This is a genomic window from Candidatus Limousia pullorum, assembly GCF_057405065.1.
The window spans coordinates 1,518,736-1,543,920 of record NZ_CM171614.1; the positions used below are offsets into that span (position 1 = coordinate 1,518,736).

Annotated in this window: 28 protein-coding genes and 1 pseudogene; 26 read left to right on the top strand and 3 right to left on the bottom strand. The window is 46.0% G+C overall.

The window, feature by feature from the left end:
* Nucleotides 1-24: 24 nt before the first annotated feature.
* The gene (locus CGICJO_RS06790; RefSeq protein ID WP_087376648.1) at nt 25-1,206 is read right to left on the bottom strand and encodes an IS110 family RNA-guided transposase; all 1,182 of its coding nucleotides are present in this window, start codon (nt 1,204-1,206) and stop codon (nt 25-27) included.
* A 400-nt stretch (nt 1,207-1,606) separates the two neighbouring features.
* Here CGICJO_RS06790 and CGICJO_RS06795 point away from each other — a divergent pair, with 400 nt between their 5' ends.
* The 10 genes from CGICJO_RS06795 (at nt 1,607) to CGICJO_RS06840 (ending at nt 11,493) form a co-directional block, all read left to right on the top strand.
* The gene (locus CGICJO_RS06795; RefSeq protein WP_486500004.1) at nt 1,607-2,317 is read left to right on the top strand and encodes a PcfB family protein; all 711 of its coding nucleotides are present in this window, start codon (nt 1,607-1,609) and stop codon (nt 2,315-2,317) included.
* Nucleotides 2,318-2,338: 21 nt separating this feature from the next.
* A complete protein-coding gene (locus tag CGICJO_RS06800; protein WP_486498312.1) occupies nt 2,339-3,268 on the top strand; it encodes an ArdC-like ssDNA-binding domain-containing protein in 930 nt (309 codons plus the stop codon).
* A gap of 111 nt (nt 3,269-3,379) precedes the next feature.
* Nucleotides 3,380-3,682, top strand: coding sequence for a hypothetical protein (locus CGICJO_RS06805; RefSeq protein WP_486498313.1), 303 nt, complete (start codon nt 3,380-3,382; stop codon nt 3,680-3,682).
* 203 nt (nt 3,683-3,885) lie between these two features.
* Complete coding sequence (locus tag CGICJO_RS06810; protein WP_486498314.1) at nt 3,886-5,550, top strand: VirD4-like conjugal transfer protein, CD1115 family; 1,665 nt, start codon at nt 3,886-3,888, stop codon at nt 5,548-5,550.
* Between the two features lie 22 nt (nt 5,551-5,572).
* Nucleotides 5,573-5,956, top strand: coding sequence for a glutamyl-tRNA amidotransferase (locus tag CGICJO_RS06815; RefSeq protein WP_486498315.1), 384 nt, complete (start codon nt 5,573-5,575; stop codon nt 5,954-5,956).
* A gap of 80 nt (nt 5,957-6,036) precedes the next feature.
* Nucleotides 6,037-6,858, top strand: a complete 822-nt coding sequence (locus CGICJO_RS06820; RefSeq protein WP_486500005.1) for a VirB6/TrbL-like conjugal transfer protein, CD1112 family — start codon at nt 6,037-6,039, stop codon at nt 6,856-6,858.
* A gap of 23 nt (nt 6,859-6,881) precedes the next feature.
* Nucleotides 6,882-7,280: a PrgI family protein gene (locus tag CGICJO_RS06825; RefSeq protein ID WP_486500006.1), complete on the top strand. Its 399-nt coding sequence runs from the start codon at nt 6,882-6,884 to the stop codon at nt 7,278-7,280.
* A gap of 29 nt (nt 7,281-7,309) precedes the next feature.
* Nucleotides 7,310-9,658 carry a VirB4-like conjugal transfer ATPase, CD1110 family gene (locus CGICJO_RS06830; RefSeq protein ID WP_486498316.1) on the top strand — a complete coding sequence of 783 codons (2,349 nt, stop codon included), beginning with the start codon at nt 7,310-7,312 and terminating at the stop codon, nt 9,656-9,658.
* Between the two features lie 72 nt (nt 9,659-9,730).
* Nucleotides 9,731-10,906 (top strand): hypothetical protein, encoded by a 1,176-nt coding sequence (locus CGICJO_RS06835; RefSeq protein ID WP_486498317.1) that lies wholly within the window; start codon nt 9,731-9,733, stop codon nt 10,904-10,906.
* A 20-nt stretch (nt 10,907-10,926) separates the two neighbouring features.
* Entirely contained in the window at nt 10,927-11,493 is a 567-nt protein-coding gene (locus CGICJO_RS06840; protein ID WP_486498318.1) for a M23 family metallopeptidase, read from the top strand.
* 106 nt (nt 11,494-11,599) lie between these two features.
* Here CGICJO_RS06840 and zupT read toward each other — a convergent pair.
* Both zupT and CGICJO_RS06850 read right to left on the bottom strand, forming a co-directional pair.
* Nucleotides 11,600-12,382, bottom strand: a pseudogene (gene zupT, locus CGICJO_RS06845) (zinc transporter ZupT); the annotation flags it as partial.
* Nucleotides 12,383-12,594: 212 nt separating this feature from the next.
* Entirely contained in the window at nt 12,595-12,978 is a 384-nt protein-coding gene (locus CGICJO_RS06850) for a metal-dependent transcriptional regulator (protein WP_486498319.1), read from the bottom strand.
* A gap of 234 nt (nt 12,979-13,212) precedes the next feature.
* On the opposite strand from CGICJO_RS06850, the gene CGICJO_RS06855 reads away from it, so the two are divergent.
* The 16 genes from CGICJO_RS06855 (at nt 13,213) to CGICJO_RS06925 (ending at nt 25,184) form a co-directional block, all read left to right on the top strand.
* Complete coding sequence (locus tag CGICJO_RS06855) at nt 13,213-13,437, top strand: FeoA family protein (protein WP_486498320.1); 225 nt, start codon at nt 13,213-13,215, stop codon at nt 13,435-13,437.
* A 94-nt stretch (nt 13,438-13,531) separates the two neighbouring features.
* On the top strand, nt 13,532-13,660 hold the full coding sequence (locus CGICJO_RS06860; protein ID WP_486498321.1) for a FeoB small GTPase domain-containing protein: 129 nt from the start codon (nt 13,532-13,534) through the stop codon (nt 13,658-13,660).
* A complete protein-coding gene (gene feoB, locus CGICJO_RS06865) occupies nt 13,602-15,596 on the top strand; it encodes a ferrous iron transporter B (RefSeq protein WP_486498322.1) in 1,995 nt (664 codons plus the stop codon). Before CGICJO_RS06860 ends, feoB begins: the two co-directional genes overlap by 59 nt.
* Entirely contained in the window at nt 15,596-15,763 is a 168-nt protein-coding gene (locus tag CGICJO_RS06870; protein WP_486498323.1) for a FeoB-associated Cys-rich membrane protein, read from the top strand. The genes feoB and CGICJO_RS06870 overlap by 1 nt, the downstream gene beginning before the upstream one ends.
* A gap of 71 nt (nt 15,764-15,834) precedes the next feature.
* On the top strand, nt 15,835-16,212 hold the full coding sequence (locus CGICJO_RS06875; protein WP_486498324.1) for a helix-turn-helix domain-containing protein: 378 nt from the start codon (nt 15,835-15,837) through the stop codon (nt 16,210-16,212).
* Nucleotides 16,213-16,215: 3 nt separating this feature from the next.
* Complete coding sequence (locus CGICJO_RS06880; RefSeq protein ID WP_486498325.1) at nt 16,216-17,130, top strand: helix-turn-helix transcriptional regulator; 915 nt, start codon at nt 16,216-16,218, stop codon at nt 17,128-17,130.
* A gap of 12 nt (nt 17,131-17,142) precedes the next feature.
* Complete coding sequence (locus CGICJO_RS06885; protein ID WP_486498326.1) at nt 17,143-17,493, top strand: heavy-metal-associated domain-containing protein; 351 nt, start codon at nt 17,143-17,145, stop codon at nt 17,491-17,493.
* 143 nt (nt 17,494-17,636) lie between these two features.
* The gene (locus CGICJO_RS06890) at nt 17,637-17,912 is read left to right on the top strand and encodes a DUF2325 domain-containing protein (protein ID WP_486498327.1); all 276 of its coding nucleotides are present in this window, start codon (nt 17,637-17,639) and stop codon (nt 17,910-17,912) included.
* Between the two features lie 15 nt (nt 17,913-17,927).
* Nucleotides 17,928-18,479 carry a DUF3793 family protein gene (locus CGICJO_RS06895; RefSeq protein WP_486498328.1) on the top strand — a complete coding sequence of 184 codons (552 nt, stop codon included), beginning with the start codon at nt 17,928-17,930 and terminating at the stop codon, nt 18,477-18,479.
* 26 nt (nt 18,480-18,505) lie between these two features.
* Complete coding sequence (locus tag CGICJO_RS06900; RefSeq protein ID WP_486500007.1) at nt 18,506-18,928, top strand: flavodoxin; 423 nt, start codon at nt 18,506-18,508, stop codon at nt 18,926-18,928.
* 93 nt (nt 18,929-19,021) lie between these two features.
* Entirely contained in the window at nt 19,022-19,957 is a 936-nt protein-coding gene (locus CGICJO_RS06905) for a helix-turn-helix domain-containing protein (protein WP_486498329.1), read from the top strand.
* Nucleotides 19,958-20,010: 53 nt separating this feature from the next.
* Nucleotides 20,011-20,091, top strand: a complete 81-nt coding sequence (locus CGICJO_RS12715; protein ID WP_490363530.1) for a DUF6219 family protein — start codon at nt 20,011-20,013, stop codon at nt 20,089-20,091.
* 18 nt (nt 20,092-20,109) lie between these two features.
* Nucleotides 20,110-20,385, top strand: a complete 276-nt coding sequence (locus tag CGICJO_RS06910) for a DUF6110 family protein (RefSeq protein ID WP_087379134.1) — start codon at nt 20,110-20,112, stop codon at nt 20,383-20,385.
* Nucleotides 20,386-20,435: 50 nt separating this feature from the next.
* On the top strand, nt 20,436-22,538 hold the full coding sequence (locus CGICJO_RS06915) for a heavy metal translocating P-type ATPase (protein ID WP_486498330.1): 2,103 nt from the start codon (nt 20,436-20,438) through the stop codon (nt 22,536-22,538).
* Nucleotides 22,539-22,679: 141 nt separating this feature from the next.
* Complete coding sequence (locus CGICJO_RS06920; protein ID WP_204446610.1) at nt 22,680-23,303, top strand: TetR/AcrR family transcriptional regulator; 624 nt, start codon at nt 22,680-22,682, stop codon at nt 23,301-23,303.
* Nucleotides 23,304-23,411: 108 nt separating this feature from the next.
* Nucleotides 23,412-25,184, top strand: coding sequence for an ABC transporter ATP-binding protein (locus CGICJO_RS06925; RefSeq protein ID WP_486498331.1), 1,773 nt, complete (start codon nt 23,412-23,414; stop codon nt 25,182-25,184).
* Nucleotide 25,185: the final 1 nt, after the last annotated feature.

Genomic DNA, 25,185 nt, shown 5'->3' on the forward strand with positions numbered 1-25,185 from the left:
GATGGATAAGTGGGTATAAAAAGATTATTTAAATTGAGGGACGTAAGCGGTATTGTATTTTAAAACAGCAAAAATGGTGTTACAAAGCTTTCTGGCAACAGCACCAACAGCAGTAAGATGATGCTTGCCCTCGGATCGCTTTTTTTGATAAAAAGCCGAGAAAACCGGATCATGAAAGGCTGCAATCAAGGCAGCCTGAAACAGAGCTTTGCGCAAATAGGGAGAGCCACGCTTACTCATTTTGTTATTGGTGGATTGGTATTCACCGGATTGGCTGACAGAAGCGTCTATACCTGCATAAGCAGCAAGCTTGGAAGCGTTTGAAAAGCGAGAGATATCACCGATCTCTCCTAAAATAACAGCGGCGTTAATATTGCCTACACCCGGTACAGTCATAATAGGAGAATTAATTTTATCAAGGATAACTTTGATTTCTGCTTCCACATCACATACCTGAGCGTCAATAAATTTAATCTGCTCAATTAAAAGCCGAAGCTGTAAAGAGAAGCTATCCTGACAGAACTTCAGTCCGAAAGAACTTGCTGCGAGCTCTGAAATCTGAGTGATTTTGTTTTTGGCAAAACCCTTAAAAGAGACCTTTTTGAGCACGTTTTCAAGCTGTTCAGAAGAGATGTTTTCAAAATCATCCGCAGTCTGAAAGTGCGAAAGAAGTTCTTTAGAGGTTTCGCCGAAAACATCTGAAAAAGCAGTGTGATATTCTGGGAACACCTGGTCAAGAACACAGATTACCTTGCGCTTCAAGTCTGAAATGGACGAAACAAGATAAGTGCGAAAGCGTGACAGATTACGCAGTGACATTGTGTCTTCATCTGACAGTGAGGTTTCAACAAAATCACCGTAGCGTATCAAATCAGCAATGAGAACAGAATCGATGAAATCTGTTTTACGCTTTCTGATTTCAGTCCCTTTTCGCCAGCCGTCAGTTTGAATAGGATTAACGACATGAACAACAAATCCATTTTCAACAAGAAATGAGTAAATCGAAAGCCAATAATGACCGGTAGCCTCCATTCCTATTTCAACTTCTGATTGATTATTGATATGTACTGATAATTTTTCAATCAGGCTGTTTGCGCCTTCGGTTGTGTTTGAAAACGAGAATGCTTTGAATAATGGTTTTGCCGTTTCATCAATAAGAGAAGCAACATGAGTATTTTTGCCGATATCAATTCCGAGATAAAGCATAACATTCACCTAAATAAACAGATTTTAGATAGTTCCTCTTATCTGATAAACGTTACTGCCTTGTTCTATATTCGAAGTACGGCAATCAGCCGTCAACATCCAACTTATTCGTAATCTGTTTATCAGAAAGAGGTGTCAGTCTTTCCAGTACGGAGTAGCTTTTGGCTCCCCAAGGAGAATACGTCATCCTCTATCTAATAACTACAATTATACAACATTATGTTGAATAATTATACAGTTGATTTTGGGAGATAGGCTCTCTTATCAACCTAAATTTATTATACAAGGAGAATGATGACTGAACTACGGAAGCGATCCTGCTGACCAGATCGTCCGATTTACCCTTGAAGGGACCGAAGTAGCCCTCAAGCTGTCGGGACTGGCGGCGAAGAACTTTGCGCTGTTTGTTTATGCAGTGCTGAAAGACCAAAAGAAAACCCATGGCAAGACAAGGCTTGTCCGAATGCTTCGTGAGCAGCGTCCGTTTAAGTTTTTCAATCTGCCTGCAACGCACATGAAAGAATTTGTGCGGGAAGCCAAAGGGCACGGTCTTTTGTATGTGCCCATCCGTAACAAACAAAAAAGCGATTTCGTCGAATTGGTGGTATTTGCGGATGATGCCGCTAAGATTCAGCGTATCTATGACAATCTCGGCTTGGATTATGTGAAAGCGGAAGCCGGAGAAGCCACTGTGGAGAAAGCGGTGGAACAGGAGAAGCAGGCTCCTGCCGCTTCCCAACCCGGCAAAACGGAAACTGTCCAAACCGAGCAGGACGCTGTGGAATTCGAGGTGGGCGGATTTGAAGATGACTTCAATATCAGTCCTGCCGGGCAGGGTGAAGCCGGAAATTTTACCGCTGGCCGGGAGAAGGAATCAGAACCCCCGGCAGCGGAAAAGAGTCCGTCCGAGCCTTCCTCGCCCAGCAAAAACTCTTTGCCCGGCTTAACAAGCCGTGAGCAGCCGGAGCAAAAGCCTTCGGTGAAAAAGGAACTGCAGGAGATCAAGCAGGAACAAGTGAAGAAAAAAGCGGAAAAGACCAAACAGCAGGATCGTCAGCATTCTACACCGGGTCATTCCCGCAAAAAGAAGAAAAAACAGAAAGGCAGGTAATGCAGTATCGATTTATCAAATTTGATCGGAAGAAAAGAACAATCACCCCAGCCAGAACAGCAGTACACCAAGGAAGAATATGCTTCCATGAAGCAGGCTGAACGTGAGGATGCATGGGCAAAAGTGGATGCTCAGGCACAGGAAGTGTTCAAAGATGACGCTTCCATGAAGGGCTTCTTAGGTTTTATGGCGCAGTGTACCCCGCAAAGTACCCGCAACCTTCTCATCCTATATCACCAGAACAAGGAAATCACCCATCCCCGCACTTTTGATAAATGGAAGGAAGCCGGGCGCTCCATCCGTTCCGGTGAAAAGGGATACACCTTCTTTGCGGATCAGGAATATATCAAAGAGGATGGTACCATAGCGAATGGCTATACCCTTACAAAAGCCTATGATATTTCCCAAACCAGAGGACCTCAGTCCCTGCCGCCGCAGAAACATCTGCCGGAAGAAATCATTGCCGCTATGGTAGAACAGAGTCCGGTCCAGCTTGCCATATCGGATCAGCTTCCTCAAGGGGTACAGGCACAGTATGTTCCCAAACAGCATACGATTTTTGTCCGCAACGGGATGGATGAAACCACCACCATCTGCGCTATCGCACGTGAACAGGCCCATGCCAGCTTCGATACTGTCGGCAGCGGTTACTACCGTCAGGCGTATGCGGCACAGAGCTACTGTGCCGCTTATGTGGTCGCACAGCGGTGCGGTCTGGATACTTCGGCCTTCCGGTTTGACAAGGTATGCGAAAGCTGTGCTCAAATGACTCCGGAAGAAAAGCGTGGTTTCATAAGCGATGTGAAACGGGCGGCTTATTCCATAGGCAGGGATATGCAGCGCAGCTTTCGGGATTTGGAGCAGACAGTCCAGCCCGATGAGTTTTCGGTAGAAACGCAGAAGCCTGCCAAAGCTCCCAAATCCAAACCGGAGAAGGAAACGGAACGATGAGAAAGCGAACCGCCGGAAGTTTTCCGTTTGTTTTCTTTTGTGCGGTAGCTTTCTGTCCGCCGCTGTGGTATGGTGAAGCTAAAGAAAATATAGAGAAAGGCAGGGATACCCTTGGAAAAACAACGTCTCTTTAAGATGGGAATGCTGGAAAAGAATTTTCTGGTCAAGGCGCTCTGCGACGCACAAAAATCATCCGGACCGGAAACCTCCGGCAAGGTGCAGGGCCTTATCAATAAAACCGTCAATGCGCCAAAGGGAAAGCTGTACCTGAGCGACACGGAATTCCAGTATGCGGCGCAGTCTTTAAATGGAATGCGCAACGCTTATCTGTCTGCGGGCAGAAGCAGCGGCGGGATTGACCGTGTTCTCGCAAAGCTCATGAGCAGTAAATATCGAAACGTGCCGGTTCGATAAGATTTAAGGTTGCCCGTTACCCCGGAACCTGTGGGAATGCTTTTCCATAGGCTCCGGGGTTTCTTTTTTATTTTGATCTGAAGAAAGGAAGGATATTTTTTGACTCCATTGTAAAACGAAAGAATCCATGGTGGGTATGGCTTCTGCCATTGCCCATCGTCTGGTGGGCAGCGCTTTTAGTGGCCGGAAGCTGGTCAGATGGAATGAGTCTTGTGGATCTGCTGGGAAAGCTTTCGGCAGCGATGAACAGTCCCTTTTCCATTCATTGGACGGATGATTCTCTTCGGTGCCTGTTTTTCTTTTCCCTTGGGTACGGGGTGATCGCCCTTGTGGTGACCTCAAACCAGAAAAACCGCCGCCGTGGAGAAGAACACGGTTCCGCCAAGTGGGGCGATGTGTTCCAGATCGCCAAGAAATACCGGGATAAAAAGAATCCAAAACAAAATCTCATCCTAACCCAGCATTTCCAAATGGGGATGGATGGACACAAGCATAAGCGCAATACCAACGTGCTGGTGATCGGCGGCTCCGGTGCAGGCAAAAGCCGGTCGTATGCGATCCCGAATACCTTAAACTGCGGCAACTGTTCTCTGGTAATCTGCGATCCCAAGAGTGAAATTCTGCGGAAAACAGGCGGTGCGCTCAAAGCAAACGGATATGATGTGCGGGTGTTTGATCTGCTGAACCCCGACGCCTCCTTTTGCTATAATCCCCTTGCTTATGTGCGGGATGACAAGGATGTTCTTCGCCTGATTGAAACCCTCATCCAATCCACCACTCCGCCCGGAGCACAGAGCACGGACCCTTTCTGGACGAAATCCGAAACAGCGCTTTTGCAGGCGCTGGTGCTGTACCTGATGCATGAAGCACCGCCGGAGGAACAAAACTTTGCCATGGTAATGGAGATGCTGGCGGCAGCGGAAGTCCGGGAGGAAGATGAGGAATACGAGTCCCCCTTGGATATCCTGTTCGCAAGGCTTGAAATGCGGGACCCGGAGAGCATTGCCGTGAAGCAATACCATGTCTTTAAGATGGGAGCCGGAAAAACTCTGAAATCTATTTTAATCAGTGTCGGCGTGCGTCTCTCCGCTTTTAATCTGCCGCAGATCGCAAGGCTGACCTACACCGACGACCTCCATCTGGAAGAAATGGGCGAAAAGAAGATCGCCCTGTTCTGCTGTATCCCGGACAGTGACAAATCCCTCAACTACCTTGTGGGCATGATTTACGGGCAGCTCATCCAGACACTCTATTTTGTAGCTGACCGCAAATACAAAGGCAGGCTTCCGGTTCCGGTCCATCTGCTGATTGACGAAGCACCGAATATCGCCCTGCCCACGGATAACTTCCTGCCTTGGCTTTCCACCATGCGAAGCCGTAACATCTTCTGCAGCTATATCGCACAGAATATGGCGCAGATCAAGGCATTGTTCAAGGAACAGTGGGAATCGCTGGTGGGCTTGTGCGATGAGTTTCTCTACCTCGGCGGCAACGAGAAGGAAACTCACAAATATGTTTCCGAACTCATGGGCAAGGAAACATTGGATACCAACGCCTATGGTCATAGCCGTGGAAGAAGCGGCAGCTTTAGTGTCAACGACCAGCAGACAGGCCGGGAACTCTTAACGCCCGATGAAGTCCGAATGCTGGATAACCGCAAAGCCATTCTTTTTGTAAGGGGTGAAAGGCCCATGCTGGATGACAAATACGACCTGATGCATCACCCAAACATCCACCTGACAGAGGATGGCGGCGCTGCGCCCTACGACTACACACAGGCGAAGGACGCCTCAGACGATCTCGATTATTCCCCGGACCAGTATGAGGATTTCGAACTGCTGGAACCGGAGGATTTTCTCAAACCATAATAATTCACATGAAATTGGAGGAATGCTTCTGAATAAGTTTCTGAAAAAAATTGGTTCTCTGACGAACCGTAAAAAGGACAACAAACCCACCAATGCTCTGCCTCTTGGGAAAAAGGGACGCCTTGGATTTTCCAGCTATGCCGCTGTAGTATTGTGCGCCTGCTGCCTTTCCACTACCGCCTTTGCAGCCAGCGGCGATCCTCTCGGAGTGGTGAACAACCTTTCCACATTCATTTTCTCCCTGATTCGTGCCATCGGTATGATTTTGTTGGGCTGGGGTGTCGTACAGGTCGGCCTGTCCTTCCAGAGCCATGATCCCTCCCAGCGTTCGCAGGGTTTCCTGACCTTGGCCGGTGGGCTGGTAATCACCTTCGCCAAGGAAATCCTTGACCTTATCACCGCCTGAGTTTCCATGTTACAGACCGGGGGTATCCGAAAGGATGCCCCCGTAATTTTTTTGATGGGAGGTGACCAGCCGGAAACTGGATCATAGATAACTTAAATTCTGCCCTCGGAACATGTAATGACAAACTGGCTGAAATCTGGACACTGCTTACCCAAGACCCCGCCACTTTCAAGGGCGGCGGGATCTGGCAGGTTATGCTGGATATTAACGGGGCGCTGAAAGCCATTGGGTATGGTTTGCTGGTACTGTTTTTTGCGGTTGGTGTCGTTAAAACCTGCGGCTCTTTTACCGATGTAAAACGCCCGGAACACGCTTTAAAATTGTTCATTCGCTTTGCTTTGGCGAAGGCTGCTGTAACATACGGACTTGATTTGATGCTTGCTGTATTTAAAATCGTACAGGGGATCATTTCCACCATTATTACCCAATCGGGTTTGTCAGGAAGCAGCGGCACCACGCTCCCGCAGGAAATCATCGATAAAATCAATAACGTAGGATTTTGGGACAGTATCCCTTTGTGGGCGGTAACCCTTTTAGGCGGTCTGTTTATTACAGTGCTGTCCTTTATCATGATTTTAACGGTTTATTCCCGTATGTTTAAACTCTATATGTACACAGCGCTTGCGCCTATCCCTCTCTCCAGCTTTGCGGGAGAACCAACCAGCAATGTGGGCAAGAACTTCCTGCGTTCCTATGCCGGGGTATGTTTGGAAGGTGCTATTATTGCCCTTGCCTGTATTATCTTTTCCGTTATGGCGGCTTCTCCGCCAGCGGTTGATCCTAACGTCTCAGCCGTTACCGCCGTATGGAGTTATGTAGGCGAGCTCATTTTTAACCTTTTGGTTTTAGTAGGAGCTGTGCGGATGAGCGACCGGATCGTCAAGGAATTGTTAGGTCTGTAAGGCCGTGAAAGGAGTGAAGCAATATAGAAGTAAAAGTACCAAAGGAAATCCGGGATTATCAGGAGTCCATCTTTTTTGGACTTTCTACCCGACAGTTTATCTGTTCCCTGCTTGCAGTAGGGGTGGCAGTCGGTCTGTATTTTGGTTTACGCCCTCTGATCGGCAGCGAAGAAGTTGGCTGGATGTGCATTCTTGGAGCAGCCCCATTCGCTGCTTGCGGGTTTTTTAAATACCATGGGATGACTGCCGAACAAGTGGCATGGGCTTGGTTTAAATCAGAATTTCTGTATCCGAAAAAGCTTGTGTTTAAGTCTGAGAATCTCTACTACGAAGCCTTGAAGGACGCCATCGCAGAGGGCGAAAAACCGCCCCGCAAAAGGAAAAAGAGTAAGTCTCAGCCACCTGCTGGGAAAGAACAGTAACCTTTTCATTTTTTGCACTGAAAGGAAGGATGCCTATTATCAAAACGCTTCTCAAAGCAACGAAATTAGAGAAAGAAAAATTCACAATCCCGAAGTCCGTACAGGACGCCATCCTCATCCAGCGCATCTGGCCGGATGGGATTTTTCAGGTAGGAAGCAGGTTTTCCAAAACCTTTTCCTTTACCGATATTAACTATCAAATCGCCGGAAAAGAGGATAAGACAGCGATGTTTCTCGATTATTCAGAGCTCCTCAATGCGCTGGATTCCGGTGCCAGCGCCAAGATCACCATCAACAACCGGAAAATCAATAAAGCGGAATTTGAGAAATCCCTGCTGCTTCCGATGAAAGAGGACGGGCTGGACCATTTCCGCAAAGAGTACAACGAAATGCTGCTCTCAAAGGTAACCGGCACCAACAACAGTGTGGTGCAGGACCGTTACATCACCATCACGGTAGCGAAACGGAATATCGATGAAGCCCGCACCTATTTCTCCCGTGTGGGTACGGATCTGATCACCCATTTGTCCCAGCTTTCCTCTATTGGACGGGAACTGGACGCCGGAACCCGCCTGCAGGTGTTCCGGGATTTCTTTAAGGGCAATGAACCTGCCGCTTTTGCCTTTGATCTCAAGGAACAGATGAAAAAGGGACACAGCTTCAAGGACTGGCTTTGCCCGGACAGCATGGAATTCCAGAAAGACCACTTCCGCCTGAATGACCGCTGGGGCAGGGTTTTGTATTTACAGGGCTACGCCAGCTATATCAAAGATTCCATGATTGCTGAACTCTGCGATATGGACCGCAGCCTCATGCTCTCCATTGACATTTTGCCTGTTCCCACCGATGAAGCAGTAAGGGAAATCCAGAACAAGCTCTTGGGTGTGGAAACCAATGCGGCAAACTGGCAGCGAAAGCAGAACGCAGCCAACAACTTTTCCTCTGTCCTTCCTTACGACATGGAACAGCAGCGAAAAGAAACCAAGGAAATGCTGGACGATCTGACCAACAGGGATCAAAGAATGATGTTCGGTCTCGTGACCATGGTCCATCTGGCTGATACCAAGGAACAATTGGACAGTGACACAGAAACGATCCTCACAACAGCCAGAAAACATCTGTGCCAGATGAGTGTTCTGCGCTGGCAGCAGAAGGATGGGCTGGATACTGTGCTTCCTTATGGTTTGCGCAGAATCCAAGCCATCCGTACCCTGACCACCGAAAGCACCGCTGTGCTGATTCCGTTCCGAGCGCAGGAAATCATGCAAACCGGGGGTATCTACTATGGGCAGAACGCTGTTTCCAAAAACATGATTGTGGCCGACCGCCGCAAGCTCTTAAACGGTAACAGCTTCCGCCTCGGTGTTTCCGGTTCCGGCAAATCTTTCAGCGCCAAAGAAGAAATCGTGAGCATTGCGCTGTCCACCAATGATGATATCCTGATTCTGGACCCGGAGTCGGAATTTGGGTTCATGGTAGAAGCGCTTGGCGGGGAAATTATTCGGATTTCCGCAGCTTCCAACACCCACCTGAACGCCCTTGATATGGACAAAGCCTACGGTGACGAGCGCAACCCACTGATTGAAAAATCAGAATTCATTCTCTCGCTGTTCGAGCAGTTAGTAGGGGCAGGCGGTGTGTCTGCCAAAGAGAAATCTATTCTGGACCGCTGCACCTATGATGTGTACCGGGAGTACATGGCAAACAACTATGAGGGTGAAGCGCCCACGCTGAAAGATCTGTACCATTCCCTCTTAAAGCAGCCGGAGCCGGAAGCCAGAGGGCTGGCGCTTTCCTCCGAGCTGTTCATCACCGGCAGTTTAAACACCTTTGCCCAGCACACCAATGTAGACACCAAAGCTCGCATCATCGCCTATGATATCCGTGAATTGGGCGAACAGCTCATGCCCATCGGGATGTTGGTCACCCTCGATGCGATTTTCAACCGTGTGATCCAAAACTGGAAGAAAGGAAAAACCACATGGGTATTTGCCGATGAGTTTTATCTGCTGTTCCGATACCAGTACAGCGCCGATTTTTTCTACAAGCTGTGGAAGCGCATCCGAAAATATAACGGCCTTGTGACAGGGCTCACGCAGAATGTGGAGGAGCTGCTCCGTTCCGATACTGCCCGCCTGATGCTGGCAAACTCGGAGTTCCTGCTCCTTCTGAACCAGTCCTCCACCGACCGTGATGAACTGGCGAATCTCCTCCATATCTCGGACACCCAGCTTGGCTACATCACCAATGTAGCGGCTGGCTGTGGTCTCATCCGCTGTGCTGGCAACATTGTACCGTTTGAAAACAGCTTCCCCCGCAATACCCGTCTGTACCAGCTGATGACCACCAAGCCGGACGAAGCATTGAGGGGGGTGTAAACCCATACATGAAACAACACCGCAGCAGGGAGCCTCCTTTGGCTCCCTGTATTTTTTATAGGAGGTATGCCATTGAAAGAAATTAAAATCAAACCGGAAGGTGGAAAACCAAGGCTTTTGGAGAGTGCCGCCAAAGCCCCGAAAACCGCAATGAAGGATGCATGGCTGAAATCCAAGGAGAAAGCCGTATCGGAATTGAAGGGGACGCCTTTTGCCAGCCAGCAGGGAGAAACCTCCAACGCCCCCGCCAACAGGGCCGGAGATCAAATGCTGTCCGGTATCGAAACCACCGCAAAAAAGAGTGCCAACATTACCTATCGGGGCGGGAAAAAACTGGCGCAGACCGCCGCTCGGAAAGTCAAAGAAAAAAGAGAAATTTCCCGTACCCTCTCGGAAGCGAAAAACGCTGGCAGCAAAGCAACGGAGATCACGAAGGATACCGCTTCTAAAATACGAACCAAAAATACCGCTGCCAAGGCGGTCAAAGGAAAACCTCAAAAAGCAGTGAAAACCGCCAGCCGTTCTATGAAAGGTGTGAAGAATAGCGCTAAAGGTATCAAAACTGCCCAGCACTCGGCAAAGACTGCACAGCAGGCAGCCAAGACAGCGCAGAAAACAGCGCAGGCCACTGCAAAAGCGGCACAAAAAGCCGCACAGGCCGCCAAGGCTACTGCGAAAGCAACAATTGCAGGAGTTAAAGCGGCGGTCCGTGTAACTATAGCAGCGGTTAAAGCAACCATTGCGGCTGTAAAAGGGTTGATTGCCGCCATCGCTGCCGGAGGTTGGGTAGCTGTAGTGATAATCTTGTTAATTTGTTTGATTGCCCTGATTGTCGGTTCCTGTTTCGGCTTATTTTTCGGTTCGGATTCTACGGGAACCGGCACCAGCGTTACGCAGGCTGTGACAACTTTAAACGGGGAATTTCAGGCACACATTCAAGAAATTGAAGATAGCAATAGCCATGATCGGGTGGAGTTTACTTCAAATGACGGAGTGCTTTCTATCAATTGGGAAGATGTTCTCGCTGTTTTTTCAGCCAAGGTGACCGGTGCAGAAGATGGCGCTCAGGTGGCTTCTTTGGATGACACTCAAGTTCAGCAGATGCGGGATATTATGTGGGAGATGAATGCAGTGTCTTCCAGCACCCGTACTGAGAGCCATGAAGTGGAAGTTACCGAAGTAGACGAGGACGGAAAAGAAACTACCCGCACCGAAACGGTAACGGAAACCATTCGGAAATCTCTCTAACACATAAAACAGCGGAGGAAATGGCGCAGCAGTACAATTTCAATGCCAGACAGAATGAATATCTTGCTTTAATGTCGGAGCCGGAAAATCAGAATCTGTGGGCAGAACTGCTGGGTGGATTTGTCGGTGGGGGCGGCGAGATTATCGATCCGGATACAGATTGGGAAGGAATCGGGATCTTTCAGTGGCCTCTTCCGCAGAGCTACCCGATTACTTCACCGTTTGGATACCGTGCGGACCCCTTTACCGGAGAAATTGCCTATCATAGCGGAACCGATATCGGTGCTCCGGGCGGCACACCAATTCTGGCAGCGGCGGGTGGCACCGTCACCATTGCCAACGCCATCGACTCTTGGGGCGGTGGATATGGATATCATATCAAGATAAGTCACAATGATACTTTTGACACCTTGTATGCCCACTGTTCCTCTATCTGCGTGACCGTAGGTCAGAAAGTGAAACAGGGGGAAGTGATCGGATATGTCGGTACCACCGGCAATTCTACCGGAAACCACCTGCACTTTGAAGTATGGCAGAATGGAGAGCGCACTGATGCGCTTAATTTTTTTAGTGCCAAAGATGAATAGAGGTTTGGCAAGGTGTGGGAGCAAAGCTCATGGCAAATACTTTCAATGAAAAAGAATGGATAAGATTTTTTGTGTTTATATGCAAACAGAATCTTATGTAAGGTAATTACAGAAACAAAAGCAGACTAATTGCCATTACTGCCATACCGGAAATCAAACCGTAAATGGAGAGATGGTGTTCTCCGTATTCACGGGCGGCCGGAAGAAGTTCATCAAAGGAAATAAACACCATAATTCCTGCAACACCGGCGAAGAGAATTCCGAATACGGTATCGCTCATAATGGGTTTTAGAATCAGCCAGCCGATCAATGCGCCCAAAGGTTCTGCTAATCCCGATAAAAAAGAATATCGAAATGCTTTGATTTTTGAGCCTGTTGCTTGATAAATGGGAACAGAAACAGCAATCCCTTCTGGTATATTATGAATAGCAATTGCCGCTACAATGGGTATGGCAACGCTTGGCTCTTGAAGAGCGGATACAAAAGTAGCCAACCCTTCAGGGGAATTGTGAATAGCAATTGCCAGCACTGTAAATATGCCCATTCTCATCAATCGTTTCGGTTGCGGATCTTTAGTTTGCACATCTTCGATTTTCCTTATTTCATGGGGGTTTTCGCCTGGCGGAATCAGTTTGTCGATGATTGCGATGACCAGCATTCCACCAAAAAAAGCAGCAACAGTGATCCAACTGCCTATACGATGTCCCATTTGAGCGACCAGTGCTTCTTGTGCTTTAAAGAAAATTTCAATCATGGAAACATAGATCATAACACCGGCAGAAAAGCCTAGGGCGACAGAAAGAAATTTTCGGTTTGTATGGCGGCAGAGAAAAGCGATGAAACTGCCGACACCGGTACTGAGACCGGCAAGAAGTGTCAGAAAAAAGCTAGAAAAACATGATCCAAAGTATCACTCCGTTCCTAAAATAACAATCAGTTAGTTAATGCTAACTGATTGTTATTTTGTCATGGTTTACTGCATTATTCAATTGTATTTTTAAATATGAATCTGTTAAATTTCATATTCAGAAAGAGACTGAACCTTACATAAAAGCAAACCAGAGACGCAAATAAACGCCTCTGGTTTTCGCATAATTATACTTATTCGAATGATACAGCTTTCTTTTCGTTGACATGTCGTTTAATCGCTTCAAAAGATTTGTCACTGATGTCATGTTCGATTTTACAGGCGTCTGCTGAAGCAGTTTCGCGGTCGACACCTAGCCGTATTAAAAATTCCGTTAAAAGCATGTGCAGCTCGTACATTTTAGCTGCAATTTCCTCTCCCATAGCAGTAAGATGCAGATACCCTTCCTGATCTACCGTAATGTATTCCCCTTGCTTTAACAAGCCAACTGCTCTGCTGACACTTGGTTTGGAAAAATTCATATATTCCGCGACATCCAGCGAGCGGACATCGTGATTCTTTTTGGTTAGGATATAGATCGTTTCCAAATACATTTCACCGGATTCTTGTAAATGCATAATAAAAACTCCTTTTAGTGAATTATGATATTATATCATAAAATGACATTTGATTCAAGCAGGACGTTTATATTTAAATGATAATCATGAAAAATAATAGTTTTTAAAGTTTAGCTTGACAAAACAAAAAATATAGAGTATACTGTCAAATAGTTAGCAGTCGCTAACCTTATTTAAGCCGATCAAGTTAGCTTTCGCTAACGCCATAAAGTTGTTCTATTCGGATGATTAGGAGTGGGATTTAAGATGACCTTAAGAGAAGCGGTCGAAGGAACCGAATATATCATAAAGGCGATTGAAACTGACGATGAAGAGATGGATGCCTTTTTGTTTTCTTTAGGATGCTACACGGGGGAATCGATTACCGTTGTATCTCATCTCAAAGGTGGATGTGTCGTTTCTATCAAAGACGGCAGATATAACATTGATCATCAACTGGCAGGTGCTATTATTGTATAATAGCATCTGCAGCAGTTGATATATTTTTTTGTTTGTTGGTTAGCCTATGCTAATTATACATAAAATCATGGACAAAATCTGAGAAGGAACCGCTATGAGAATTGCGTTGACAGGTAACCCTAATTCGGGTAAAACCACCATGTATAACGCGCTGACAGGCCGAAATGAAAAAAGTCGGAAACTGGGCAGGAGTTACAGTAGAAAAGAAAGAGTATCCTATTAAAAAGAGCTATTACGCAGGGGGAGAGCAGCTGATCGCTGTTGACCTGCCGGGTGCATATTCCATGTCCCCGTTTACCAGCGAGGAAAGCATCACAAGCTCCTATGTCAAAAAAGAGAATCCGGATGTCATCATCAATATTGTTGACTCCACCAACTTGAGCAGAAGTCTGTTCTTTACCACTCAGCTGTTGGAACTGGGAATTCCCGTTGTGGTTGCGCTGAACAAAAGCGATGTCAACAAAAAGAAAGAAACTAAGATTGACGCTGAAAAGCTTTCCGAGAGGTTGGGTTGCCCTGCTGTAGAAACAGTATCTATTTCTGCAGAAGGTTTAAAAGCGGTGGTAACGCAGGCAGCGGCTCAGGTCGGTACGGATCAAACGGCTCCTTTTCATCAGGGGAATATTGACCTGACAGATAAAAAGGCAGTAGAGGCTGCAGACCGCAAGCGCTTTGATTTTGTCAATGGTATTGTGAAAGAAGTAGAAACCCGTAAGGTATTAACCAAGGATAAAAACCTCAACGATAAAATCGATAAGGTTTTGACTAACAAATGGCTGGGCATTCCGATTTTCGCCGTTGTCATGTTCTTGGTATTTGAAATTTCCCAGACTTATCTGGGCACCTGGATTGCAGAAGGCGTAGAACTGCCGAACGGAACCTTTATTCCCGGATTGGTTCCCCTGCTTGAAATGTTCCAGGGTTGGGTCGGCGGTCTTATGGAAGGAGCAAATCCACTTCTTTCCGCATTGCTGGTAGACGGCGTGATCGGCGGTGTGATCGCTGTTGTAGGATTCCTGCCGCTGGTTATGGTCATGTACTTCCTCATCGCTATTTTGGAAGACTGCGGATATATGTCCCGTGTGGCAGTGGTACTTGACCCAATCTTTAAAAAGGTTGGTCTTTCCGGTAAATCCGTTATCCCGTTTGTTATCACTATCGGCTGTGCGGTTCCGGGTATTATGGCAAGCCGTACCATCAGCAACGACCGTGAGCGCAGAGCAACTGCGATGCTGGCTCCGTTTATGCCGTGCGGTGCGAAAATCCCAGTTATTGCTTTATTTGCCGGAGCGTTTTTTGACAACGCAGGCTGGGTAAGCACTACTATGTATCTCTCAGGTATTGTACTTATTTTCCTCGGAGCTCTGCTGGTTAACAAAATTGCAGGCTATAAAAACAGAAAATCCTTCTTTATCATTGAATTGCCGGAATACAAAGCACCGTCCCTTTGGTTTGCTTTCAAAGCAATGTGCAGCCGCGGCTGGGCGTACATCGTAAAAGCTGCTACTATTATCCTTTTGTGTAACACAGCTGTTCAGATTATGCAGACATTTAACTGGAGCTTCGGCGTTGCAGAAACATCTGATTCCTCAATCCTCGCTTCTATCGCCGCTCCGTTTGCCTATCTGCTCGTTCCGATTGTGGGTGTTCTGTCCTGGCAGCTTGCGGCGGCAGCGGTTACCGGCTTTATCGCAAAGGAAAATGTAGTCGGTACTTTGGCCGTTTGCTTTGTAGGACTGGAAAACCTGATTGATGCCGATGAACTCGCTTTGATTGAGGGTGCAGGTGCAGAGGCTGCAAGCATTATCGCCATCACCAAGGTGGCAGCGCTTGCTTACCTGATGTTTAACCTTTACACACCGCCTTGCTTTGCGGCAATCGGTGCGATGAACTCCGAAATGAAGAGCAGCAAATGGGTTTGGGGCGCAATCGGCTTGCAGCTGGGCGTCGGCTATACCGTAGGTTATGCGGTTTATACCATCGGAACCCTTATCACGGCTCCGGAAACCTTGAATGTAGGTGCAGCTCTTGCAGGACTTGCAGCAGTGGCTGTGTTTGCGGTTGTTATCATCGGTTTGATCCGCAATACCAATAAAAAGCTGAAAACAGAATATGCTTTGAATAATGCAGGCAAAGCGTATGCTGCAAGCAAATCATAATGAAAAATTTGATTATCATTTTGATCCTTGCGGTGATTGTAGGAGCCATTCTGGTTTATCTGTATAAAGCAAAGAAATGCGGCGAAAGCTGTATTGGTTGTCCTTATGCAAAACAGTGTGCTTCGAAAGGAAAATGCGATCACCGGGAAAAGGATCGCAATCAATAAAGCCAAATGATGCGGGGTGCGGACATAAAACCGCGCCCCGCGTTTGCTTTTAAATACGAGGAGAGCTGTGTATGAAAAAGTATGCGGAATTAACTGCTTCTCAGATACGATATTTGATTGCGATAAAGAGGTTATGTGAGAGACAGGGAAGTGTGCGCGGAGCAGATATTGCCAAGGAACTAAAACTTTCGAAAGCCAGTGTGCATCGTATGGTGGATTTTTTTGAACAGGTGCAGTATGTAAAGAGAGATTGTGGTAAACATATTGTACTCACGGATGATGGAATGGGAAAGGCTTTGGAATATGAAAAGTACAGTATGGAATTGAATAAACGACTATTTCATTCAAAGCTATGTGACAACATAGAAGAAACAGCAATTTGTTATTTTCTGGCAAATTTATCTGAAGAAAAACTTGCCTGTCTCTTTCCGAAGGAAGCAGGATCTTAAAAGATGGATAGGTTTAATCATTTACACCATTCTAACACAACCGGATATGATGTTTTTCCGGGAATCAGGCTGTTTTATCATAATATTCATGCAAAGGAATCCTCGCTGGGGATTTGTCAAACTGCAAGTAAAGATTTTTTAGAGATTATCCATTGCCGTGAAGGAAGAATGGAATGTAAAGCCGGAGATCATTATTATTATGTTTCTCCCGGCGATCTGCTGATTGCACAGGAAATTCCGTTGACTGATGTGATGTATTTCCCGTTAGAACACTATCATGGTATTACGATTCATATTGATGTGGATCAAGCTCCGAAATGCTTGTCTTGTTTTTTGGAAGATGTTTCGGTACAGCCCGAAAGGATAAAACAAAAATTCAGCGGCTTTCAACCATGCTTTATCACCCGGTCAAATGCTTCCGTTGAACATATTTTTGCAGAGTTATACACCGTTCCGCAGGATATCAGGCTGCCTTATTTTAAAATTAAAATTTTGGAGCTGATGCTTTTTTTAAGTGTGTTCCATTTAGAAAGTGATGAGCTTTTGTGTCAAGGGATTTCTCCCTATCAAGTGAAACTCGCCAAAGAGGTTTGTGAATATCTTACTGCGAATATGGATGAAAGGATTACTTTAGATGAAGTTTCCTCATATTTTGAGATTTCCTCGACAAAAATCAAGAACGCATTCAAACAGGTATACGGGATTCCGTTTTATGCCTTTTTGAAAGCGCATAAAATGGAATCGGCAGCATATATGCTGGAACACACTGAGGAAAGTGTGATTGAAATTGCGAGTAAGCATGGATATGAAAATGCAAGCAAATTTGCAAGTGCTTTTAAATCAGCAAAGGGACTCTCTCCGGTAAAATACAGATCTGTCTGCAAAAGAAGAAATATATCGGATACAGCTTCAATCTAAGGAGGTTATATGATGGAAAATATAATTGTTGTTGTGCTGTTAGTAATCATTGTGTTGGTTGCGCTGCGTGCAACAATCAAGCGATTGAAAGGTAAAGGCGGGTGCTGTTCTGGAGGCGGATACAAGCCGAAGAAGAAAAAGCTGAAAACGGTGATTGAGAAAAAAACATTTTATGTGAACGGTATGCACTGTGAACATTGTAAAAACCGAATTGAAGAATCCGTTAACTGTATTGCGGGAGTTTCTGCAACGGTAAACCTGAAAAAGAATCAGGTTTTGGTGGAGTATGAAACTCCGGTAGATGACACTTCTATCATAAATCAGATAGAAAAACTAGGTTATGTAGTGATGTCTGTTTTATAAAGTTTTGGTCGGTTTGGATTATATACAACCTTTTTGGAGCAGAAAGTGGCGGTTTAATTTGCTACTATATTAACAACACCGCAGGAGCGGTGAAAAAAACATCTTTCAGTTAGCTTTAGCTAACCTAATAAGAGGTGAATGGTATGAGCGTGGTCATTGTGGGCGGAAATGAATGTATGGTTCGCCGTTATAAGGAAATCTGTGATGAGTATCATTGTAAATCCAAGGTTTTCCCAAAAACGGACGGAGCCCTGAAAGGAATAGGATCACCAGATTTATTGGTGCTGTTTACAGGAACTGTTTCTCATAAAATGGTTCGCTCTACCTTGAATGAAACAAAAGGGAAAGATATTAAGATTGTGCGCTGTCACACCAGTTCGGCTTCGGCCTTGCGCAGTATTTTAAATGAACATGCGTAAAAAGGAGGAGATTCCTTGCCTGACGAAATGATTATCAGACATTGTGCTCCGACCCTTGCCGGAATGAAAACAGGTAATATGTTTACTTATCATTTCAAGGATTCATCGGAACTGCGCAAGACGATGCGCAGATTGAATGCTTTGTTCAGAGGAAAAGGGATTCGTGTTCTGCCGCTGAGGTATCAGAAGAATTGCGCGTTAATTTATTTGTACAGACCGTCAAAGCTTTCAAAAGATCTCGAAAATGATGTAGCGCGTACGATTCTGACAGAGTGCGGGTATTGTGTTAATTCTCCGAAGTGTTTGATTCGAAATTTAATTTCAAGACTGAATTCCTGTGCGGATTTTCCTCATGAAATCGGATTGTTTTTGGGATATCCTCCGGAAGATGTTTTGGGATTTATTCAAAATCAAGCCCGCGGTTACAAATATGTAGGATGCTGGAAAGTGTATGGCGATGAGGAAAAAGTGAAAAAAACTTTTGAGCGATATAAAAAATGCACAAATACATATTGTCGGTGTTATATGCAGGGAAAGTCTATTGAACGGCTCACGGTAGCTGTTTGACTAATATAAGAAAGGTTGAAAATTTTATGAGTAAAATTGCAGTGGTTTATTGGAGCGGTACGGGAAACACAGAAGCGATGGCGCAGGCTGTTGTGTCGGGAGCCAAAGAAAAAGGCGCGGAAGCAGTAATGTTTACAGCTTCAGAATTTGATTCTTCCATGATGGATCAGTTTGATGCTATTGCGTTCGGATGCCCCTCGATGGGAGCAGAACAGCTGGAGGAAACTGAATTTGAGCCGATGTTTTCTTCGTGCGAGAGCAAATTGTCAGGCAAAAAAATTGCCTTGTTCGGCTCGTACGGCTGGGGAGACGGCGAATGGATGCGCAACTGGGAAGAAACCTGTACTTCAGACGGCGCTGTTTTAGCTTGTGATAGCGTAATCTGTAATGAAGCACCTGACGAAGCAGCCGTTGCAGAATGCAATGCACTGGGCGCAGCTTTGGTGTAATTAGATAATCACATTTTGCATAGGGCATTGAAAACAAGTATGCTCTCTGCATATTTTGTTGTAATAAATTGGTAGAACAGGAAGGAGGGAAACATGATGAGCGAGTCATTTAAAAAGGCTGTTTTGACAAAATCAGGGTGCAATTTTAATATCGACGGAATGAAATTGTTTCGCTTTCATGTTTCCTCTTGTTCCGATTGCTTTTATACTAATAAATTGCCGGATACACCTGAAAAGTGTTTAAATTTTATCTTTTGCTCCACTGGTAAAATAAGAATTCGGTTATTGAACGGGCAGGCAGTTTATGCTCGTCAGCAGGAAATTGTCTGTGTTTCTGAAAAAGTTTGCGTTTCCTTATCTGAAACAGAGAAAGAAACATCAGGATTCTTTCTGACTGTGGAAATTCCAAAAATTCAAAATAGTCTTTGTGCTATAACCAAAATAATTGGGAATTGGAATTTGGATATTCATTTGGCTTTGCAGTATGCAGAGCAAATGAACGGAGGTTTTCTGATCAAGGGGAATCCGTGGGTATTTTCACTGTTTTCCGTTTTAAATATTCTGGATGATACAGAACAGGATTATTATTGTGTGTGGAAATGCATTGAGCTGTTATATTTACTGAGTCAGAAAATGATACAAGTACAACAGGTAGAAATGTTGCAAAAGAACGGCTCAGTCCATGATCGTTTAAGGAGCGTTTGTTCCTATATGGAGCTCCATTTAGATGAAAAACTGACTATTGACAGTTTATGTCGCCGGTTTTATCTATCCCCTACTACCTTCAAAAAATATTTCCGCAGTGTCTATGATCAGCCTGTCCATAACTGGCTGCTGCAAAAACGAATGGAAAAAGCGGGTGAACTTCTTCGCTATTCGTCTATGACAGTTCTTGAAATTGCACAGGCTGTCGGGTACTCCAGTTTGAGTCAATTCAATGTGGTTTTTAAAAAATGTTATACCTGTACACCGAGACAATATCGAAATAGGTCTGATTCCGTTGATTTTTGTCTGTTTCCAAAAGAATGATTTAGCTAAAGTTGTTATAATAATTAGACAAAATCTATGAAGGAGGGACCTGGTTGAAACAGCACCGTTTTTGGGCATGGGGAGCCGTAATTTGCCTGCTTATGGTAATGATTACGGGATACAAAAGAAAATAACGGAAAGGAAGATTCTATATGAGTTTATACAATAAATTGGCTCTTTTTGTGGGAGGCGCGCTTTTTGGATCGGTTGGAATTAAACTGCTGTCCAGCAAAGACGCTAAAAAAGCATATGTTCACGCAACAGCCGCAGGGCTGCGTATGAAAGATTATGTCATGGAAACGGTAACGACCGTGCAGGAAAACGCATCGGACATTTTAGCTTCTGCCAAGGATCTGAATGAAGAAAGAGCTGCAAAAGAAGCGGAAGAAGCGGCAGCCGCACAACTTGAAAGTTCTGAGGAAGAGTAACAGAAAAGAGCCGTTGATACGGCTCTTTTTTTATGAAGGAGAAGCGACAAATGAAGGCAATTATTTTACACGAAAGCAAAGGGCGTATCCGTTTTCGAATCAGTCAGAAAAAAATGACTTTGCAGGAAGCAGATGTGCTGGAAAATTGGTTTCAAAAGAAATCATGGATCACACAAGTAACTGTCCATGAACGCACCGGGTGTGTGATTCTGCAATACTCCGGGTCACGTAAGGAAGTGCTGGCGGCTATCCGTGAGTTTAACTTGCAGGAAGCGCAATCACAAATCACTTTGCCACTGCACAGCAGCCGTGAATTAAACCGTAAATTTCAGGAAAAGCTGGTCGGAAAAGTGGTACTGAAAGCAGCGTCTATGCTCTTTTTGCCGAAACCATTGCAGATCGCACGAATTGTATGGCATATGCTCCCTTTTTTGAAGAGAGGTATCCACTGTCTTTGGAGAGGAAAACTGAAGGTAGATGTGCTGGATGCATTGTCCATAGGAATTTCCGCATTTCGCAAAGATTTCGGAACAGCAGGAACTGTCATGTTTCTGTTGGAACTGGGCGAACTGTTAGAAGAATGGACCAGAAAAAAATCAATGGAAGACCTTGCTCGCTGTATGGCCCTGAATGTGGATCGGGTATGGCTGAAGACACCGGAATCAGAAATTCTGACAGCAGTATCAGATATCCGCCCAGGTGACAAAATCGTGATTCGTACCGGGAGTATGATTCCTATGGACGGTATCTTAGCCGAGGGGGAAGTCACAGTCAATCAGGCTTCTTTGACTGGAGAGTCTGTACCGGTCGTAAAACACCCGGGAAACACCGTGTATGCCGGTACTGTCATAGAAGAAGGCGAGTGCATACTGGAAGTAAAACAAGCTATGGGTTCCAGTCGATATGATCAAATTGTAACCATGATTGAAAAATCCGAACAGATGAAATCGGCAGCTGAAAGCAAAGCGGCTAACCTTGCAGATAAATTGGTTCCGTATACCTTTGCCGGCAGTATCTTGAGCTTTCTGCTGACACGAAATATCCTGCGGGCCTTGTCGGTACTTATGGTGGATTTCTCCTGTGCGTTAAAATTTTCCATGCCGCTGGCGGTGCTTTCTGCCATGCGGGAAGCCGGAAAAGAACATATCACTGTAAAAGGCGGCAAGTTCTTAGAAGCGGTGGCAGCTGCGGATACCATTATATTTGATAAAACAGGCACATTGACATATGCTTGTCCGAAGGTTGCGCAGATCATCACTTTCGGAGGGCGAGACGAGTCGGATATGCTGCGTCTTGCAGCCTGTTTAGAGGAACATTTCCCCCATTCTATTGCAAACGCCGTAGTACAAGAAGCGCAGTGCAGAGGGTTATCCCATGAAGAATTTCATTCCAAGGTAGAATATATAGTGGCTCACGGAATTGCCAGTACGGTGAATGAAGAGAAGGTGTTGATTGGAAGTGCGCACTTCATTTTTGAAGATGAGGGAATAACTGTTCCGCTAAATGAACAGGAGCGTTTTGATCATCTTCCTGAAGAATATTCTCATTTGTATTTGGCGATTGGCGGGGAACTTACGGCGGTGATTTGTATTTCCGATCCGCTGCGCAGGGAAGCTAAAGAAGTATTGTCTGCGCTGCGTGCTTTGGGAATTCAAAAAACAGTTATGCTGACAGGCGACAGCTATCGGACGGCATCTGCGGTTGCAAACCGCTTAGGGGTTGACGCATTCTGCGCTGAGGTTCTTCCTGCGGATAAAGCAAAATTTGTAGCCGATTTGCGCCAAAAAGGACATATTGTTTTAATGGTCGGAGATGGTATCAACGACTCTCCCGCCCTTTCAGAAGCGGATGCGGGAATTGCCATCAGTGACGGCGCAGCAATTGCCAGAGAAATTGCTGATATTACCATTGCGGCGGACAGTCTTTGGGAGCTTGTTAAGCTGCGTCGCATTGCAATGGCTTTGATGGCGAGAATTCACTCAAATTATCGGTTTGTCATCGGATTTAACGGGACGCTGATAGGCTTGGGATTGGCAGGAATTTTACCTCCTGCAGCATCGGCCGCACTGCACAATCTTTCTACGCTTGGCGTCAGCCTGCGTAGTATGAGTGCTCTGCCGAAACCGAAACAGGAAAATGACTGCTGTATATAGCCGGACAACCAAAAGAGAGAAATCTTTGTGTGGTTTCTCTCTTTTTATTCATCCATAAAAAATGCAGAAGCACTTGACATTCAGCTTACGGGCAGCTATAATATAGCAGTGATATATAGCACCGCTATATTTTTTAGGGAGGTGTGTACCATAGATGAGAATCTGACAACCTTGGATCAAATCCATGAGGCGGCAAAGGCGGAGTTTTTGCAAAAAGGCTACAAGGACGCTTCCCTGCGGAATATCGTCAAATCTTTGGGCAAGACGCTGGGAGCCTTTTACGGTTATTATAAAAGCAAAGAAGAACTCTTTGAGGCACTGGTTGGCGAGCATTATCAGTACTTGATTGATCGTTTTAAGGACGCTCAGAAGCAATTTGCCGACCTGCCCCATGAACAGCAGCCGGAAGTGATGGGCGATATATCAGGGGTATGCATGTTTGATATGCTGCATTATGCCTATCAGCATTTAGAGGAATGTAAGCTCATTCTTTGTTGTTCCGAAGGGACCCGCTTTTCCGGGCTGATTGATGAGATGGTGGAAATTGAAGTGGAGGGGACACACGCTTATCAAAGAGTGCTGGCGGAATTAGGCAGACCCTCCCCGCCGCTTGACCCAACTCTGGAGCATATTTTGATCACCGGGATGTTTCATACGTTTTTTGAACTTGTTATCCATGAAATGCCGCTTCCCGATGCGGAAAACTATGTAAAGGAAATGCGGGCCTTTTACACCGCAGGATGGATGAAAATTATGGGGCAATAGCGCCCTATAATTTTTGACTTGTAGTTAGTTTAAGCTAACTGAGTTGGATATAAGAAGGACGCATCATTGTCCTCTGTATCATAAATGAAAGGTAAAGGAGGAATTCTCTTGAAAAAACAATCCAATTTATCACGTCTGCTCACGATTGCGGGAAGTTACCGATATCTGACCTATGCGTCCTGGATCCTCTCCGCAATCAGCGCATTGATCGCACTCGTGCCTTATTATTTTATCTGGCAGGTCATGCGTGAAGTGCTGGAAGTCGCTCCGGATTTCAGCCGTGCGCAGAATCTGACCTACAACGGCTGGATGGCAGTGATGTTTGCGGTCATTGCGGTACTGGTGTACATCGCCGGGCTGATGTGCTCCCATCTGGGCGCATTTCGCATTGCCACCAATTTGCGTTTGCAGTCCATGAACCATATCGTAAAACTCCCCCTGGGATTTGCGGAACATTTTGGCAGCGGTAAGCTGCGCAAAATCGTCAATGAATCCAGCGCCGCTACGGAAACCTATCTGGCGCACCAGCTCCCGGACCGTGCGAACGCCCTCGCAACCCCCTGCGGTCTTCTGGTTCTGCTGTTTGTGTTTGACTGGAGACTGGGTCTTTTGAGCCTGGCGCCGGTACTTCTGGGCTTTCTCATTATGATGGCGATGACCGGAAAGGAAATGCAGCAGAAGATGAAGGAATACCAGAATGCGCTGGATGATATGTCCAATGAAGCTGTAGAGTATGTCCGAGGTATTCCGGTGGTAAAAACCTTTGGCCAAACCATCTTTTCCTTTAAGAAATTCAAAGACTCCATTGACCGTTATAAAGTATGGGTGATCGCCTATACCAAGCAGCTGCGCACGCCGATGATGTTCTATACCGCAGCTATCAACGGCGTATTTGTCTTCTTGATCGCAGGAGCCTTGTTGTTTACGCAGGATCAGGTCACGACAGAATTTTTACTCAATCTGGTATTCTATATCATCATTACGCCGATCATTTCCGTGACGCTCACACGAATTATGTTCCAGAGCGAAAACGCTATGATCGTGGACGATGCTTTACAGCGGATTGACAGCGTTCTGAATTTGGAGACGCTGAAAGAAACAGCTCATCCCAAACATCCGAAAGACGGCTCTGTAGAGCTTGAACAGGTGCATTTCAGCTATGACGGAGAAAAGGAGGTTTTAAAGGGCATATCTATTTCTATTCCTGCCGGGCAGACAGTCGCTTTTGTGGGACCGTCCGGCGGTGGAAAAACCACGCTGGCAAATCTGATCTCCCGCTTCTTCGATCCTCAAAGCGGTACTGTAAGGGTAGGCGGCGTGGACGTCCGTAATATTCCGAAGGAAGAACTGATGAACACGGTTTCCTTTGTGTTCCAGAACAGCCGACTGATCAAAGCTTCCATCTTTGAGAATGTGCGTCTGGGCAAACCGGAAGCTACCCGGGAGGAAGTCATGGCTGCCCTAAAAAATGCCCAGTGCGACGATATCCTTGAAAAACTGCCGGATGGTATGGATACGGTGATCGGCACCAAGGGTGTCTATCTTTCCGGCGGCGAGCAGCAGCGGATTGCCATTGCCCGCGTGATGCTGAAAAATACCCCCATCATTATTCTGGATGAAGCCACAGCTTTTGCGGATCCCGACAATGAAACCAGAGTACAGGCGGCTTTTTCCAAGCTGTCTCAGGGCAAAACGGTCATTATGATTGCCCACAGGCTTTCCACGGTGGCCGGTGCAGATCAGATTTACGTTGTAAAAGGCGGGCAAATCGCAGAGAGCGGTTCCAGCCGTGAGCTGATGGAAAGAGGCGGTCTCTTCGCTAGGATGTGGAAGAACTATCAGACTTCCGTTCAGTGGAAAGTCCAAAAGGAGGTACAGTAAG

Coding starts and splice junctions, on each gene's coding strand:
- CGICJO_RS06870 (WP_486498323.1), top strand. CDS start 15,596: ATGAAAAATTTGATTATCATTTTGATCCTTGCGGTGATTGTAGGAGCC.
- CGICJO_RS06860 (WP_486498321.1), top strand. CDS start 13,532: ATGAGAATTGCGTTGACAGGTAACCCTAATTCGGGTAAAACCACCATG.
- CGICJO_RS06915 (WP_486498330.1), top strand. CDS start 20,436: ATGAAGGCAATTATTTTACACGAAAGCAAAGGGCGTATCCGTTTTCGA.
- CGICJO_RS06875 (WP_486498324.1), top strand. CDS start 15,835: ATGAAAAAGTATGCGGAATTAACTGCTTCTCAGATACGATATTTGATT.
- CGICJO_RS06850 (WP_486498319.1), bottom strand. CDS start 12,978: ATGCATTTACAAGAATCCGGTGAAATGTATTTGGAAACGATCTATATC.
- feoB (WP_486498322.1), top strand. CDS start 13,602: ATGAAAAAAGTCGGAAACTGGGCAGGAGTTACAGTAGAAAAGAAAGAG.
- CGICJO_RS06890 (WP_486498327.1), top strand. CDS start 17,637: ATGAGCGTGGTCATTGTGGGCGGAAATGAATGTATGGTTCGCCGTTAT.
- CGICJO_RS06810 (WP_486498314.1), top strand. CDS start 3,886: ATGAGTCTTGTGGATCTGCTGGGAAAGCTTTCGGCAGCGATGAACAGT.
- CGICJO_RS06815 (WP_486498315.1), top strand. CDS start 5,573: ATGCTTCTGAATAAGTTTCTGAAAAAAATTGGTTCTCTGACGAACCGT.
- CGICJO_RS06900 (WP_486500007.1), top strand. CDS start 18,506: ATGAGTAAAATTGCAGTGGTTTATTGGAGCGGTACGGGAAACACAGAA.
- CGICJO_RS06885 (WP_486498326.1), top strand. CDS start 17,143: ATGGAAAATATAATTGTTGTTGTGCTGTTAGTAATCATTGTGTTGGTT.
- CGICJO_RS06880 (WP_486498325.1), top strand. CDS start 16,216: ATGGATAGGTTTAATCATTTACACCATTCTAACACAACCGGATATGAT.
- CGICJO_RS06910 (WP_087379134.1), top strand. CDS start 20,110: ATGAGTTTATACAATAAATTGGCTCTTTTTGTGGGAGGCGCGCTTTTT.
- CGICJO_RS06840 (WP_486498318.1), top strand. CDS start 10,927: ATGGCGCAGCAGTACAATTTCAATGCCAGACAGAATGAATATCTTGCT.
- CGICJO_RS06905 (WP_486498329.1), top strand. CDS start 19,022: ATGATGAGCGAGTCATTTAAAAAGGCTGTTTTGACAAAATCAGGGTGC.
- CGICJO_RS06830 (WP_486498316.1), top strand. CDS start 7,310: ATGCCTATTATCAAAACGCTTCTCAAAGCAACGAAATTAGAGAAAGAA.
- CGICJO_RS06790 (WP_087376648.1), bottom strand. CDS start 1,206: ATGCTTTATCTCGGAATTGATATCGGCAAAAATACTCATGTTGCTTCT.